Genomic DNA, 14,677 nt, shown 5'->3' with positions numbered 1-14,677 from the left:
TGAAAGGTTGCTGAAGACCGCTCAGTCCGGTATCGCAGACGTCGATCCTTCCCATTTCCCAGCGAGGAACCCATGACCATTTCGGTCGGCGAGAAACTGCCCGCCTCGAGCTTCAAGACGATGACCGCCGACGGCGCAAAGCAGGTTACCGGCGAAGAGATTTTCGCCGGTAAGAAGGTAGTGCTGTTCGGCGTGCCCGGCGCCTTCACGCCGACCTGCAGCAACAACCACCTGCCCGGCTATCTGGAGAACCATGACGCCATCCTGGCGCGCGGCGTTGACACGATCGCCGTCGTTTCGGTCAATGACGTGCATGTCATGGGCGCCTGGGCGCGGTTCACCGGGGGTGAGGGCAAGATCCTCTACCTCGCCGACGGCAGCGGCGATTTCGCCAAGTCGGTCGGGCTCGACAACGATCTTTCGGCGACCGGCATGGGTCTGCGCTCGAAGCGCTTCTCGATGATAGTCGACGACGGCAAGGTCGTGGCGCTCAATGTCGAAACCAAGCCGGGTGTCGACGAGAGCGGCGCGGCAAAAATCCTCGAGCAGCTTTGATGCTCGACGCCGTCTGGCGCGCGGTGGCGATCGGCATCGGCGCCACGGTCTTCATGGATATCTGGGCGATCATCCTCAACAAGGCGTTCGGCCTGCCGCTACCCAACTGGGGCATGGTCGGACGCTGGGTCCGGCACCTGCCGGAGCGGGTCTTCCACGACGATATCGGCAAGGCCGCGCCCTATGCGCATGAAAAGGCGCTGGGCTGGGCCTTCCACTACCTGGTTGGTATCCTTTACGGCGTCATCCTGGTGGCGCTCGCGGGCGCGGGCTGGCTGGCGGCGCCGACATTCCTGCCGGCCTTAACCCTCGGCATCGTGACCGTCGGGGCCGGCTGGTTCCTGCTGGCGCCGGGCATGGGCGCCGGCTGGGCGGCATCCAAGCTCCCCAGCCCGATGAAAGTGCGCGCGCTCAACCTCGTCGCGCACACGGTGTTCGCCCTCGGCATGTTCTCGACGGCGCTGCTGATCCGCTGAGCGCGGGAAGCCGTCGGGCTTTCAATAGCTCTGGGTCGAACGTCTGGGCGCGGGTTTCTTTGCCGGAACACCTTCCTGCCTTGACGCGGCCGCAACCGGCGCAGGCCTTGCCAGTTTCGGCTTGAACGGCGCCATGCCTTGCCGCGCCAGTTCGTCGGCCCGCTCGTTCTCCGGGTGGCCGGCATGGCCTTTCACCCAGTGCCAGGTGACCTTGTGGCGCCGGTTGGCCTCGTCGAGCGCCTGCCAGAGCTCGCCGTTCTTCACCGGCTTCCTGTCGCCGGTCTTCCAGCCGTTCTTCTTCCAGCCATGGATCCATTTGGAGATGCCGTCCATGACGTATTTGCTGTCGGTGTAGAGATCGACCGCGCAAGGCTCCTTCAGCGCGTTGAGCGCGGTGATGGCAGCCAGCAGTTCCATGCGGTTGTTGGTGGTCTCGGCCTCGCCGCCGGACAGTTCCTTGGTGACGCCATTGTAGCGCAGCACGGCGCCCCAGCCGCCGGGCCCGGGATTGCCCGAGCAGGCGCCGTCGGTGAAGATCTCGATCTGTTTGTTCATATCAGCCCGTATTCGGATGGCGACTTGATCGCGCGGTGGAAGCGCATGCGGCGGATATATTCGGTCGGATCGCGCTTCATCACCAGCCCGCCATTGGGCATGGTCAACCAGTCGTAGAGCCTCGTCAGCATGAAGCGCAGCGCCGAGCCGCGCGCCAGCATCGGCAGTGCCGCCTTCTCGTCGCCTTCGAGCGGCCGCACCGACTGGTAGCCGGCAAGCAGCGCCGTGCCTTTGGTCAGGTTGAAGGAAAAATCCTTCTCGAAGCACCAGGCGTTGAGGCAGGTGGCGACATCATAGGCATAAAGGTCGTTACAGGCGAAATAGAAGTCGATCAGGCCCGACAGCTTCTCGCCGAGGAAGAAGACGTTGTCCGGGAACAGATCGGCATGGATGATGCCTTGCGGCAGGCCGGCCGGCCAGTCGCGCTCGAACTCCGCGAAGTCGGCGTCGACCTCGGCCGCCAGCCCCGGCTCGACCTCGTCGGCGCGATCGCGCGAGGCAGTCCAGAGCTTGCGCCAGCCATCGATGGCAAGGGCGTTCGGCCGTTTCATCGGGAAATCCCGGCCGGCCAGATGAAGGCTGGCGAGCGCCCTGCCGACTTCCGCGCAATGCGCGGCTGTCGGCCGCCTGAGCGAAAGCCCTTCCAGGAAGGTGATGATGACGGCGGGTCGCCCGGCGAGCGTGCCGATGACGGTGCCGTCATGCGCGGTGACCGGCAACGGGCAGGAAATGCCTTTGCGCGCCAGATGACCCATCAGGCCGAGAAAGAACGGCAGGTCGGCCTTGTCGACGCGCTTTTCATAGAGCGTCAGGATGTAGGAGCCGGTCGAGGCATGGACGAGGAAATTGGAATTCTCGGTGCCCTCGGCAATGCCCTTGTAGGACAGGAGCTCGCCGACCGGATAGGCTTTGAGGAACGCGGTCAGCTCGCCTTCGTTGACGTCGGTGTAGACGGCCATCTGGCTTCACGCCGCTCCATTGACGAAGGCCATGTCGGCCGCCGTCAGTTCGACATCGCGCAGCACCCGCATCACCGGAAAATCCTCCGTTTCCGTGGCCGTGATGGCCAGATCGATGGTGACGTCGAAACGCTGCCGGAACGCGTCGATGATCTCATCGACGATGATTTCCGGCGCCGAGGCGCCGGCCGACAGGCCGAGCGTCGAAATCCCGGCGATCTCATCCCACGGAATTTCGGCGGCGCGCTGCACGAGAAGCGACATCGCGGCGCCCGCACGCTCCGCCACTTCGACAAGCCGGCGCGAGTTGGACGAATTGGGCGCGCCGACGACGAGAAAGAGGTCGGCGCCTACGGCCGTTTCCTTGACCGCTTCCTGGCGGTTGGTGGTCGCGTAGCAGATCGATTCGGCGGCCGGCGCATGCAATTGCGGGAACCGCTCCTTGAGCGCCCTGATGATGCCGGCGGTGTCCTCGACCGACAATGTCGTCTGGGTGACGAAGCCGAGGGCCGAAGCGTCCTCCGGCACGAAGCGCGCCGCGTCGGCCTCGGTCTCGATCAGCGTCACGGCGCCTTCCGGCAGCTGCCCCATCGTGCCGATCACTTCCGGGTGCCCGGCATGGCCGATCAGCAGCACATGGCGACCAAGCCGTTGATGGCGCATCGCCTGCTTGTGCACCTTCGACACCAGCGGACAGGTGGCGTCGAGATAAAAGAGGTTGCGCGCCTGGGCATCGGCCGGCACCGATTTCGGCACGCCATGCGCGGAAAAGACGACGGGGCTCTGACGATGTTCCGGCGGAATCTCGGACAGTTCCTCGATGAAGACGGCGCCGAGGCTCTGCAGCCCCTCGACGACGTAACGGTTGTGCACGATCTCGTGGCGGACATAGACCGGCGCGCCGTATTTCTTCAGCGCCAGCACGACGATCTGGATGGCGCGGTCGACGCCGGCGCAGAAGCCGCGCGGCTGGCAGAGCCTGATCGTCAGCGGTGGCTTTTTCTCAATCATCCTGCGAGGCCGGTTCAGTCGATTCCCAAGAGCATGATGCCGAAAAGTGTGAAGCGGTTTCGGATGACATCATGCTCTATCTCTTTGATGCAGGCGAAATGAGGCGTGCACCCCTGCCCTGTCAAGAGCGGCCTGCCTCACGCTTCTTTCGCCGGTTGGCGGAGTCTGAGGATCAGCACGGCGGCGAGAGCTGCGGCCAGCCCGTACCAGGTGACGGCATATTGCAGGTGATTGTTCGGCAGATCGATGATGGTGACGCCGCCGACTGGCAGGCCGCCAGGGTTCGGCGTCTTGTCGGCATCGACGAAGAACGGCACCAGCACGGCTCCCGTCGGCAGGCCGGCGCTCGCCGCCATCACGTCGCGATCCTTCCAGTAGAAGATGTTCTTGGCGACGTCGTTGTCGGGAAGCATCATCGACGGCTTTCCCGGCAGCGGATTGCGGGCAAGCCCGGTCACCGTCACCTTGCCGGCAACCTCGCCCTGCCGGCGCTTGGCCGGATCCTTGAGGTCGTAGGGAACGAAGCCGCGGTTGACCAGCACGAAGCGGCCGTCATCGAGCCGCAGCGGCGTATAGACGTTGAAGCCGCTGTCGCCTTGCCAGGTGGAAAAGAAATGCCGCTCGCTCTGATGCAGGAAGGTGCCGGTCACCGTCACCGGCGTGTAATCGACATCGTGCCAAGCGGCGAATTGCCTCTCGACATCGGCCAGAGGCAGCGGTGCGGAATGGGTGCGCTTGTCGATGGTGGCGAGCAGGTCTTCCTTCCAGTGCAGGCGCTGGATCTGCCAGGTGCCGAGCCCGATCAGAATCATGAACAGGGCAAGGCCGAGGCCGAGCAGCAACGCCGCTCGCGTCCACGGGCGGCCGGCAGTCAAAGCGGTCATCCCGCTCATTGGTTGGAGTCCAGCCTGCCCTCAGAGGCCTTCTTCGAATACTGCAAGGTGATCAGCACGCCCTTGATCAGCCGCAGCGCCGTCAGGCAGAGCACCAGCGCCAGCGGTATCCACAAGATGAAATGCAGCCAAAGCGGGGGACTGAACGTCACTTCCATCCACAGTGCGAGGCCGACGACGACGAAGCCGATGATCAGGATGACGAACACCGCCGGTCCGTCGCCCGCATCGGCAAAGGAATAGTCGAGCCCGCAATTGTAGCAGCGTTTGCCGACGGTGAGGAAACCCGAGAACAGCTTACCTTCGCCGCAGCGCGGGCAGTGGCCATGCAAGCCGGCCGAGATCGGATCGATGGGTGGCCAGATCGCCTTGTCTTCACTCATTGCCGCACCCTAGACGCTTTCGTTCAAAAAGATAAGGCGGCCACGTCGCCGCAGCCGCCTTTTGGGATTCCGAAAGCCGTTGATTTAGTGGGCTTCGATCATCGCGCCGTTCGAGGCCCAGACATAGACCGCGCTGAACAGGAACAGCCAGACCACGTCGACGAAGTGCCAGTACCAGGCGGCCGCCTCGAAGCCGAAATGCTGCTTCGGGGTGAAGTCGCCGCGTATCGCGCGCACCAGGCAGACCAGCAGGAAGATGGTGCCGATGATGACATGGAAACCATGGAACCCGGTCGCCATGAAGAAGGTCGCGCCGTAGATGGAGTCCTTGAACGCGAACGGCGCGTGCATGTACTCGTAGGCCTGCACCATGGTGAACAGCATGCCGAGGCCGACGGTCAGGACAAGGCCGTTGATCAGGCCCTTGCGGTCGCCATGCAGCAGCGCGTGGTGTGCCCAGGTCACCGTCGTGCCCGACAGCAAAAGGATGATGGTGTTGTAGAGCGGCAGGTGGAAGGGGTCGAGGACCTCGATGCCCTTCGGCGGCCAGACGCCGCCGGTGAAGGCGGTGCGGGCGTATTGCGAGGCTTCGCCGGGGAACAGGCTGGCGTCGAAGAAAGCCCAGAACCAGGCGACGAAGAACATCACCTCGGAGGCGATGAACATGATCATGCCGTAGCGCAGGTGCAGCGACACGACGCGCGTGTGATGGCCCTCATGCGCTTCCTTGATGGTGTCCGACCACCAGGCGAACATCGTGTAGAGCACGATGATCAGGCCGATGAAGAACAGCCACGGGTTGGCGATGTTGTGGCCGAAGACCGGGAAGTTGCCGGCCTTCAGATACTGCATCAGGCACACACCGCCGACGGCGGTGATCAGCGCGCCGATCGAACCCAGGAAAGGCCAGGGGCTCGGGTTGACGAGATGGTAGTCGTGTTGTGGTTTTGCGTGCGCGTCTGCCATATCAACCCCCGAGGCTTGCTTCGGTATCTGGAACTTTGTTGGTGCCGCCGCCTGCGGCGGGCGTGGACGAGGCCACCGGCTGTTTCTTTTCGACCGGGAACATCGTGTAGGACAGAGTGATGGTCTTCAAGTCCTTGAGTTCCGGCACGTTGACGATGTCCGGATCGACATAGAACACGACCGGCATGTCCAGCGTCTCGCCCGGCTTCAGCGTGGTGTCGGTGAAGCAGAAGCACTCCACCTTGTTGAAATAGGCGCCGGCCATTTCCGGCTGCACGTTGAACGAGGCGCGGCCGGTGATGGGGCGGTCGAACATGTTGGTGGCGCTGTAATGCGCCTGCGTGGTCGCGCCGATCCTGATCGTCACCGAGCGCGCGACGGGCTCGAACCGCCACGGAATGCCGTTGGTGTTGGCATCGAAGCGGATGGTGATGTCGCGGTCGAGCACGCGGCCGGCATACAGCTTCTCGGCGCGCTGGGTGGTGCCGCCATAGCCGGTGATCTGGCAGAACATCTTGTAGAGCGGCACCGCCGCATAGGCCATGCCGACCATGCCGGTGAAGAAGGCAAGGCAGACGGCGGCGACGATGCCGTTACTCACCTTGCGGGGCTTGCTGGTCTCGCCGCTCATCAGCCGCTCCCCAACAGGCCCGAGCCGATCAGGCTGGCGCCATGGTGGCCGAAGCGCGCGATGGTGGCGACGTAGAAGATGATGACCAATGCCGCCAGCGCGACGCCGATGGCGATGGAGCGGCTGCGGCGCGCCTTCTTCTGGCGCTCCGTCAACGTGACCATCTCGAGGTTCTTGTCGGCCACGATCATATTCCCCCCATCATCAGGGCGCGCCCGACCACGCAGTCGACGAGATAGGTGGCGAAGATGGCAAAGAGATAGAGCAGCGAATAGCCGAACAGCGCCTTGGCCGGCTTCATCGCGCGATCTTCGTCACTCATGCCCAGCACCTTCCAGGCATACCAGACGAAGCCGGCGCCAAGCACCGCCGATACCACGCCGTAGCCGGCCGTGGTGTAGCCGAGCATCCAGGGCAGCACGCCGACCGGCGCCAGGATCAGCGCATAGGCGAAGATCTGCCGGCGCGTCGAGGCCGGGCCGGCGACGTTCGGCATCATCGGGATGCCGGCGCGGGCGTAGTCATCGGACTTGAACAGCGCCAGCGCCCAGAAATGCGGCGGGGTCCACAGGAAGATGATGAGGAACAGGATCACGCTTTCGAGGCTGACCGAGCCGGTCACGGCGGCCCAGCCGATCACCGGCGGGATGGCGCCAGCCGCGCCGCCAATGACTATGTTCTGCGGCGTCCGGCGCTTCAGCCACATCGTGTAGACGACGGCGTAGAAGAAGATGGTGAAGGCAAGCAGCGACGCCGACAGCCAGTTGACCAGCACGCCGAGCGTCATCACCGACAGCACCGACAGCACCAGGCCGAAGCTCAGCGCCTCGCCGGGCGCGACGCGGCCGGCCGGCACCGGGCGGCTCGACGTCCTTGTCATCACCGCGTCGATGTCGGCGTCGTACCACATGTTGAGGGCGCCCGAGGCGCCGGCGCCGATGGCGATCGCAAGGATGGCGATCATGGCCAGCAGCGGATTGATGGCGACTGGCGCCGCGACCAGGCCGACAAAGGCAGTGAACACGACCAGGGACATGACGCGCGGCTTGAGGAGGGCGAAGAAATCGCCAGCGGTCGCTTCCGACATGCGAAAGCCCGCGTCCTCAATCAATTTGTGGTCGGCAAGGGCCATGCGTACTTAAAGTCCATTGTTCCGTTGGCCAAGACCGCCGGGTAAACCGGCGGCCTCGTATGTCGGGATGCTGCCTACTTGATCTTCGGCAACTGCTCCCACTGGTGGAACGGCGGCGGCGAAGGCAACTGCCATTCGAGCGTCGTGGCGCCCTCGCCCCACGGATTGGCGCCGGCAACACGCTTCTTCTGGAAGGCCTCGAACACGCCATAGAGGAAGATCGCGACACCGACGGCCGCGATGTAGGAGCCGTAGGACGAGACCATGTTCCAGCCGGCGAACGCATCCGGATAGTCGACGGTACGGCGCGGCATGCCGGCGAGACCGAGGAAGTGCTGCGGGAAGAAGATCAGGTTGACGCCAACGAAGGTGACCCAGAAGTGGGTGTTGGCGATCACCGGCGAGTACATGTAGCCGGTCATCTTCGGGAACCAGTAGTACCAGCCGGCGAAGATCGCGAACACGGCGCCCAGCGACAGCACGTAATGGAAGTGAGCGATCACGAAATAGGTGTCGTGCAGCGAGCGGTCGAGGCCGGCATTGGCCAGCTGAACGCCGGTGACGCCACCGATGGTGAACAGGAAGATGAAGCCCAGCGCCCACAGCATCGGCGGCTTGAAGGAGATCGAGCCGCCCCACATGGTGGCGATCCAGGAGAAGATCTTCACGCCGGTCGGCACCGCGATGACCATGGTGGCGAACACGAAGTAACGCTGCGTGTCGAGCGACAGGCCGGTGGTGTACATGTGGTGCGCCCAGACGATGAAGCCGACGGCGCCGATCGCGACCATGGCGTAGGCCATGCCGAGATAACCGAACACCGGCTTCTTCGAGAAGGTCGAGACGATGTGGCTGACGATGCCGAAGCCCGGCAGGATCAGGATGTACACCTCGGGATGACCGAAGAACCAGAACAGATGCTGGAACAGGATCGGGTCGCCGCCATTGTCCGACACGAAGAAGGACGTGCCGAAATTGCGGTCGGTGAGCAGCATGGTGATGGCGCCCGCCAGGACCGGCAGCGAGAGCAGGAGCAGGAAGGCGGTGATCAGCACCGCCCAGGCAAACAGCGGCATCTTGTGCAGCGTCATGCCGGGAGCGCGCATGTTGAAGATGGTGGTGATGAAGTTGATGGCGCCGAGGATCGAAGACGCGCCGGCGATGTGGATCGACAGGATCGCCAGGTCCATCGCGGGGCCCGGCTGGCCTGACGTCGAGAGCGGCGGATAGATCGTCCAGCCGCCGCCGACGCCGAAGGCGCCGGGCGCGCTCGGCACGAACATCGAGGACAAGAGCAGGATGAAGGCCGGCGGCAGCAGCCAGAAGGAGATGTTGTTCATGCGCGGGAAGGCCATGTCCGGCGCGCCGATCATGATCGGCACCATCCAGTTGGCGAAGCCGCCGATGAGCGCGGGCATGACCATGAAGAAGATCATGATCAGGCCGTGCGCGGCGCCGAAGGCGTTGTACATGCTCTTGCCGCCGTCGATGGCGGCGTCGCCCTGCATGCCGTAGACCATCTGCGCCAGGCCGCTGAATATCTGAATGCCCGGCTCCTGCAGTTCCATGCGGATTGCGACCGAGAGAGCGCCGCCGACGATGCCGGCGATGATCGCGAAGATCAGGTAGAGCGTGCCGATGTCCTTGTGATTGGTCGAGTAGACCCAGCGGACCCAGCCGTGCGGCCTGTGGTCGTCGTGATCGTGAGCTGCAGCCTCTGCCATGTTCCGCTCCGTTCCCTAAATCTTGCTAACCCGCGGCATCAGTTGCCGGCGGCCGCTACCTTGTTGGTACCATCGATCTCGGCCATCAGCGCCTTGTTGGCGGCGGGCACGTCGGTCTTGGCCGTCGCCAGCCAGGTCTTGAATTGCTCGTCGGAGACGACGCGAACCGCGATCGGCATGAAGGCGTGGTCCTTGCCGCAGAGCTGCGAGCACTGGCCATAGTAGAGGCCTTCCTTCTCCGCCTTGAACCAGGTTTCGTTGGTGCGGCCGGGCACGGCGTCCATCTTGATGCCGAAGGACGGGACGGCGAAGGAGTGGATGACGTCGGTGGCGGTGATCAGCACGCGGGTCATGGTGTTGACCGGCACGACCAGCTCGTTGTCGACCGCGAGCAGGCGCGGATAGAGGCTGCGATCTTCCTTGCCGGACTTGGCGCGGTCGGCATCCTGCAGAACCGCAGAGTTGAAGGAGAAGCTCTTGTCGACCTGGTACTCGTAATCCCAGTTCCACTGGTTGCCGGTCGCCTTGACGGTGAGCTTGGCCTCTTCCGGCGGCGTGTACTGCGCGGTGAGCAACTGGAAGGAGGGAATGGCGATGAGCAAGAGCACGATCACCGGCCCGACCGTCCAGATCACCTCGATCAGCGTGTTGTGGCTGGTCCTCGACGGCACCGGGTTGACGCTTGCGCGAAAGCGCAGGATGCAAGCCAGCAGAAGCACCAGCACGAGGATGGTGATCGGGACGATGAACCACATGGTGTAGTTCCCGAACCTCTCGATCTGCCGCATCATGTCGGTTGCCGGCGCCTGGAAGGTCATCTCCCATTCCCGCGGCTGGTCGGCACGGGCCACCGCGCTGGAGAAGAGCACGGCCGAAGCGACCGTACCTGCCAAGAATTCAGCGCTTGCCAGGAATTTCCTCATCGCCCTCTCGTCTCCACTTCCCGCGATCTGGTCGCACCAATAACGGAGGATGCCGGGATTGGGAATCCCGGTCTGTCCCTAGCAGGTTCAAACCATACTCTATTTCCCTCCGCAAGAAAGGAGCGGAGGAAACCGTGCGGCATTTTTGCGCGCAAGCCGACGGCCTTGTTCGGCCACCGCCATGCTATATGCGCAGCGGTCGCAATTCGGGCGAATTTGCTTTGGAAAAGCATGTAATTGCCGGTATCGGGGCGGGCCGGCGGCGGTCTCGTCCTTTACTTGGCCTTGGGGCGGCTTAAAGTGCCGTGATTCGCAATGGAGCCCTCATGACTTCCTGGCTTTCGAGAACCTTGGCGAAGGTCGTCTTTTCCGTCGCCTTGCTCGGCATTGGCCTGACCGCCGGGGCCAGCGCCGCGCCGACCAACGCCACGCCGCCGAGCGGCACGGTGAAGTCGACGCATGGCGCATGGTCGATCATCTGCGACACGCCGGCCGGAGCCACCTCCGAACAATGCGTGATGATGCAGAACGTCGTCGCCGAGGATCGTCCTGAAATGGGGCTTTCGGTCGTCGTGCTGCGCACCGCCGACAACAAGGCCGAGATCCTGCGCGTGCTGGCGCCGCTTGGCGTGCTGCTGCCAAATGGCCTTGGCCTCAACGTCGACGGCAAGGATATCGGCCGCGCCTATTTCGTGCGCTGCTTCCAGGACGGCTGCTATGCCGAGGTGATCCTCGAAAAGCCGCTGCTCGATACGCTGAAGAGCGGCACGTCGGCCACCTTCATCGTCTTCCAGACGCCGGAAGAAGGCATCGGCATTCCCGTCGACCTCAAGGGCTTTGCGGAAGGCTTCGCCGCCCTACCTTGATCTTGCCGACCATGCGCTGCCGCCATTCCCGACGCTGAGGTCGGCTGGCAAATTCGCGTTTGGCGGCCAGGAGATTCAATGCGCGCGTCGTCAACCGTTTTCATCACCGGTCTGGCGTTGGCTGGCGCGGTTTCGGCCGCCCGGGCCGAGGATGCCGAAATCCTCCAGATGCCCGACGCCGCGGCGATCCTCGATATCGCCAAAGGCTTCGGCTCGGCAAGGATGGGCAAGGACGACAATGGCGATCCGATGATTTCCGGGCGGATCGAGGGCGTCAAATATGTGATCTATTTCTATGGCTGCGAAAACCACGCGAACTGCAAGTCGCTGCAATTCTCGACAGGTTACACCGACCCGCTCAGCGCCGAACAAGCCAACGCCTGGAACAAGAAATACCGCTGGGTGAAGGCCTATTCCGGCGACGGCTCGACTTTCAAGATGGATGTCAGCTTTGCCGGCGGCATCACCAGGGCCAATCTCGAGGAGCAGTTTTCCAACTGGGAGGCGATGGCCGGCAATATCAAGGACTTCATCAACGACCAGTGACGGCGGCAATCACTGGCTTTGGTCCTGTTGGCGATTGTTTCACGTCGGCTTCGCGCTTACATCGGTGCGAACGATTTGTTTCCACGAATGGATTTGCAATGAACAGCCTGATCGGCCAATTCGACATTTCCGACGATCGCGTCAAAGAGATCGTCGCCGATACCATCAAAGGCGCCGACGACGGCGAGCTGTTCCTCGAATACAGCGAGAGCGAAGCGCTGATGTTCGACAATGGCCGGCTGAAGACGGCCAATTTCAACACCGACCAGGGGTTTGGCTTGCGCGCCGTGGCCGGCGAGGCCAGCGGCTATGCGCATTCCAGCGATCTCTCCGAAGCCTCGCTGCGGCGCGCGGCCGATGCCGTCTCGACGGTCAAGAGCGGTTATTCCGGCCTGCTCGCCGGGGCGCCCGCCCGCACCAACCGCCACCTCTATGGCGACGAAAATCCGATCCCCTCGCCCTCCTTCGAGGCCAAGGCGAAGCTTTTGCAGGAGATCGACGGCTGGCTGCGCGCGAAGGATCCGCGCGTGCGCCAGGTCACGGCCTCGCTCGCCGCCTCCTGGCAGCATGTCGAGATCGTGCGTGGCGACGGCCAGATCGTGCGCGACATCCGCCCGCTGGTCAGGATCAATGTCTCGGTCGTGGTCGGCAGCGGCGACCGGCAGGAGAGCGGCTCCTACGGAATGGGCGGGCGCAAGAGCTTTGGCGCGTTCGTCAGCGAGGAAAGCTGGAAGCACGCGGCAGGCGAGGCGCTGAGACAGGCGCTGGTCAATCTCGAAGCCGTCCCCGCGCCCGCCGGCACGTTCGACATCGTGCTGTCCAGCGGCTGGCCGGGCGTGATGCTGCACGAGGCGGTCGGCCACGGGTTGGAGGGCGACTTCAACCGCAAGAAGACATCGGCCTTCGCCGGCCTGATGGGCCAACAAGTGGCGGCGAAGGGCGTCACCGTGGTCGATGACGGCACCATCCCGGAGCGGCGCGGCTCGCTTACCGTCGACGACGAAGGAACGCCTTCGGCGCGCAACGTGCTGATCGAGGACGGCATACTGGTCGGCTATATGCAGGATCGCCAGAACGCCCGGCTGATGGGCATGAAGGCGACCGGCAACGGCCGGCGCGAGGGCTATGCGCACCAGCCGATGCCGCGCATGACCAACACCTACATGACCTCGGGCGACATGCAGCCGGAAGAGATCATCGCCTCGGTCAAGAACGGCATCTACGCCGTTTCCTTCGGCGGCGGCCAGGTCGACATCACTTCGGGCAAATTCGTGTTCGGCTGCACCGAGGCCTACATGATCGAGAACGGCAAGGTGACGCAGCCGATCAAGGGGGCGATGCTGATCGGCAACGGACCGGACGCCATGCACCGGATCGCTATGGTCGGCAACGACATGAAGCTCGACAACGGCATCGGCATGTGCGGCAAGGCCGGACAGGGCGTGCCGGTCGGCGTCGGCCAGCCGCATCTGAGGATGAACCAGATGACAGTGGGCGGCACGAGGGTTTGAGGCGTCAGGGACGTTCCGATACGGTTGAGACCGCCCCACACGGCTCGGCTTGAATTCGAGCCTTCCCTGGACTATCTTACCTTTGTCTTACACTGCTGCGGTAGCGCACAATGGCCAGTTCCGAAAAACTCATAACGATCGTCTCGACCAAGGGGCAGGTGGTCCTGCCCAGCGCGATCCGGAAACGGAGGGATTGGGGTGCCGGCACTCGCCTGCAAGTCGAAGACACACCCGACGGGGTGCTTTTGAAGCCAGCGCCGGCATTTGCCCCGACACGGCCGGAAGACGTGTTTGGCGTCCTACCGCATAGTGGCAAGCCGAAAACGCTGGACGAGATGGATGCGGGTGTCCTTGCTGAAGCGCGACGGCGCCATGCTCGCGATTGATACCAACCTTGTCGTCAGGTACCTGACGAATGACCATCCCGAGCAGTCCGAGCAAGCTCGGCAGCTGGTCAATGGCCAGCCCGTGTTCGTCGCCGTCACCGTGATCCTGGAGGCCGAGTGGGTGCTGCGTAGCGCCTATGGCTACGACCGGGGCGCAATCGTCAGGGCGTTGCGGATATTTGGCGGGCTCCCCACCGTTGAGGTGGAAGACGCAGCAATGGTCTCTTCCGCGCTCGATCTGGCCGACGCAGGGATGGATTTTGCGGACGCGCTGCATCTCGGGAAGTCTGCGCATTGCTCGGGATTTGCAACCTTCGATCGCAAACTCATCAGGGCTGCTCGAGCGGCGGGGCATGGCGCCGTGCAAGAGGTGTAGCAGCAGCCAGGCGCGAACACGATCGTGTTAGCAAATTATTAATTGTTCAATTGCGCGCGCCGCCGTTTCCGCATTAGCTTGACCAACAGTCTTCTCGTTGCGGTGGTGTTGGCAGTGCTGCGTTCCCCTGGAGTCCTGACCTCTTCCTTTCTCCTCGGCCTCGTTTCGTTGGTTGGCGCGACGTCGCTATCTGCCGGCCCGGCGGCGGCGCAGTCGACTTTGTTCAAGCGGCCGTCGACGCAACCTTCAGCCGATGTCTTACACTCCGCCTCGGTTGGAGGGCGCACCAGCGTCCCCTATGGCTGGCTCGATTTCTGCCACCGCCGGCCGAAAGAGTGCAAGGTGCCCGCCCTGCCGGCCGCGAACGTCAAGTTGACTGCGCAGAACCTGCGCACGCTCAAGCGGGTCAACCAAAAGGCAAACCGCTCCATCAAGCCCGTCAGCAACTACGAGCACTGGGGCACGATGATGGACCACTGGGACTATCCCGTGGACGGCAAGGGCGATTGCAAGATCTACGCGCTCTACAAGCGCAAGCTTCTCCAGGAGGCGGGATTTCCCCGGCAGGCGCTGCTGATGACGGTGGTACGCGACCTGAACGACGAGGGCCACACCATCCTCACGGTGAAGACCGACAAGGGCGATCTCGTGCTCGACAATCTGGTCGATGAAATCAGACCCTGGAACGCGACCGGCTATTATTTCCTGAAACGCCAGTCGCAGCAGAACCCGAACATCTGGGTGTCGATCAACCAGCGCGGCGGCAAGCCGAGAACCTGACGGA

General features: G+C 63.4%; 19 protein-coding genes. 8 read left to right on the top strand and 11 right to left on the bottom strand.

Features of this window, described 5'->3' with window-relative positions:
* The first annotated feature begins 72 nt into the window (after positions 1-72).
* Together F3H96_RS17725 and F3H96_RS17720 are read left to right on the top strand one after the other, a co-directional pair.
* Positions 73-555 (top strand): peroxiredoxin, encoded by a 483-nt coding sequence (locus F3H96_RS17725; protein WP_149803016.1) that lies wholly within the window; start codon positions 73-75, stop codon positions 553-555.
* Positions 555-1,031, top strand: a complete 477-nt coding sequence (locus F3H96_RS17720) for a DUF2938 domain-containing protein (RefSeq protein WP_149803015.1) — start codon at positions 555-557, stop codon at positions 1,029-1,031. The genes F3H96_RS17725 and F3H96_RS17720 overlap by 1 nt, the downstream gene beginning before the upstream one ends.
* Positions 1,032-1,052: 21 nt before the next feature.
* Here the strand turns inward: F3H96_RS17720 and rnhA are convergent, their stop codons facing one another.
* From rnhA to coxB, 11 genes are all read right to left on the bottom strand, one after another.
* Entirely contained in the window at positions 1,053-1,586 is a 534-nt protein-coding gene (gene rnhA / locus F3H96_RS17715) for a ribonuclease HI (RefSeq protein WP_149803014.1), read from the bottom strand.
* The gene (locus tag F3H96_RS17710) at positions 1,583-2,545 is read right to left on the bottom strand and encodes a homoserine kinase (RefSeq protein ID WP_149803013.1); all 963 of its coding nucleotides are present in this window, start codon (positions 2,543-2,545) and stop codon (positions 1,583-1,585) included. Before F3H96_RS17710 ends, rnhA begins: the two co-directional genes overlap by 4 nt.
* Before the next feature lie 6 nt (positions 2,546-2,551).
* Positions 2,552-3,556 (bottom strand): 4-hydroxy-3-methylbut-2-enyl diphosphate reductase, encoded by a 1,005-nt coding sequence (gene ispH, locus F3H96_RS17705; protein ID WP_149803012.1) that lies wholly within the window; start codon positions 3,554-3,556, stop codon positions 2,552-2,554.
* A gap of 137 nt (positions 3,557-3,693) precedes the next feature.
* The gene (locus F3H96_RS17700; RefSeq protein WP_188131445.1) at positions 3,694-4,440 is read right to left on the bottom strand and encodes an SURF1 family protein; all 747 of its coding nucleotides are present in this window, start codon (positions 4,438-4,440) and stop codon (positions 3,694-3,696) included.
* 5 nt (positions 4,441-4,445) lie between these two features.
* Entirely contained in the window at positions 4,446-4,832 is a 387-nt protein-coding gene (locus F3H96_RS17695) for a DUF983 domain-containing protein (RefSeq protein WP_149803011.1), read from the bottom strand.
* A gap of 84 nt (positions 4,833-4,916) precedes the next feature.
* A complete protein-coding gene (locus tag F3H96_RS17690; protein ID WP_149803010.1) occupies positions 4,917-5,798 on the bottom strand; it encodes a cytochrome c oxidase subunit 3 in 882 nt (293 codons plus the stop codon).
* Position 5,799: 1 nt separating this feature from the next.
* Positions 5,800-6,429 (bottom strand): cytochrome c oxidase assembly protein, encoded by a 630-nt coding sequence (locus F3H96_RS17685; RefSeq protein WP_149803009.1) that lies wholly within the window; start codon positions 6,427-6,429, stop codon positions 5,800-5,802.
* Positions 6,429-6,620 (bottom strand): hypothetical protein, encoded by a 192-nt coding sequence (locus tag F3H96_RS17680; RefSeq protein WP_149803008.1) that lies wholly within the window; start codon positions 6,618-6,620, stop codon positions 6,429-6,431. The genes F3H96_RS17685 and F3H96_RS17680 overlap by 1 nt, the downstream gene beginning before the upstream one ends.
* Positions 6,617-7,561: a heme o synthase gene (locus F3H96_RS17675; protein ID WP_149803007.1), complete on the bottom strand. Its 945-nt coding sequence runs from the start codon at positions 7,559-7,561 to the stop codon at positions 6,617-6,619. Before F3H96_RS17675 ends, F3H96_RS17680 begins: the two co-directional genes overlap by 4 nt.
* 74 nt (positions 7,562-7,635) lie before the next feature.
* On the bottom strand, positions 7,636-9,285 hold the full coding sequence (gene ctaD, locus F3H96_RS17670) for a cytochrome c oxidase subunit I (protein WP_149803006.1): 1,650 nt from the start codon (positions 9,283-9,285) through the stop codon (positions 7,636-7,638).
* Between the two features lie 38 nt (positions 9,286-9,323).
* The gene (coxB, locus tag F3H96_RS17665; RefSeq protein ID WP_149803005.1) at positions 9,324-10,208 is read right to left on the bottom strand and encodes a cytochrome c oxidase subunit II; all 885 of its coding nucleotides are present in this window, start codon (positions 10,206-10,208) and stop codon (positions 9,324-9,326) included.
* Positions 10,209-10,534: 326 nt separating this feature from the next.
* Here coxB and F3H96_RS17660 point away from each other — a divergent pair, with 326 nt between their 5' ends.
* The 6 genes from F3H96_RS17660 to F3H96_RS17635 all read left to right on the top strand — a co-directional run bounded on the left by F3H96_RS17660 (position 10,535) and on the right by F3H96_RS17635 (position 14,673).
* Positions 10,535-11,074: an invasion associated locus B family protein gene (locus F3H96_RS17660; protein ID WP_149803004.1), complete on the top strand. Its 540-nt coding sequence runs from the start codon at positions 10,535-10,537 to the stop codon at positions 11,072-11,074.
* 78 nt (positions 11,075-11,152) lie between these two features.
* Positions 11,153-11,620 (top strand): YbjN domain-containing protein, encoded by a 468-nt coding sequence (locus F3H96_RS17655; protein WP_149803003.1) that lies wholly within the window; start codon positions 11,153-11,155, stop codon positions 11,618-11,620.
* A gap of 98 nt (positions 11,621-11,718) precedes the next feature.
* Positions 11,719-13,131: a metalloprotease TldD gene (gene tldD, locus F3H96_RS17650; RefSeq protein WP_149803002.1), complete on the top strand. Its 1,413-nt coding sequence runs from the start codon at positions 11,719-11,721 to the stop codon at positions 13,129-13,131.
* A gap of 110 nt (positions 13,132-13,241) precedes the next feature.
* Positions 13,242-13,517, top strand: coding sequence for an AbrB/MazE/SpoVT family DNA-binding domain-containing protein (locus F3H96_RS17645; RefSeq protein ID WP_149803001.1), 276 nt, complete (start codon positions 13,242-13,244; stop codon positions 13,515-13,517).
* Positions 13,504-13,893, top strand: coding sequence for a type II toxin-antitoxin system VapC family toxin (locus F3H96_RS17640; protein WP_149803078.1), 390 nt, complete (start codon positions 13,504-13,506; stop codon positions 13,891-13,893). The genes F3H96_RS17645 and F3H96_RS17640 overlap by 14 nt, the downstream gene beginning before the upstream one ends.
* 42 nt (positions 13,894-13,935) lie before the next feature.
* Positions 13,936-14,673, top strand: coding sequence for a transglutaminase-like cysteine peptidase (locus tag F3H96_RS17635; RefSeq protein ID WP_348530066.1), 738 nt, complete (start codon positions 13,936-13,938; stop codon positions 14,671-14,673).
* The last annotated feature ends 4 nt before the right edge of the window (positions 14,674-14,677 follow it).

This window comes from Mesorhizobium sp. NFR06 (assembly GCF_900115245.1).
Taxonomy (GTDB): Bacteria; Pseudomonadota; Alphaproteobacteria; order Rhizobiales; family Rhizobiaceae; genus Mesorhizobium.
This window is presented reverse-complemented; position numbering and strand designations above follow the sequence as displayed.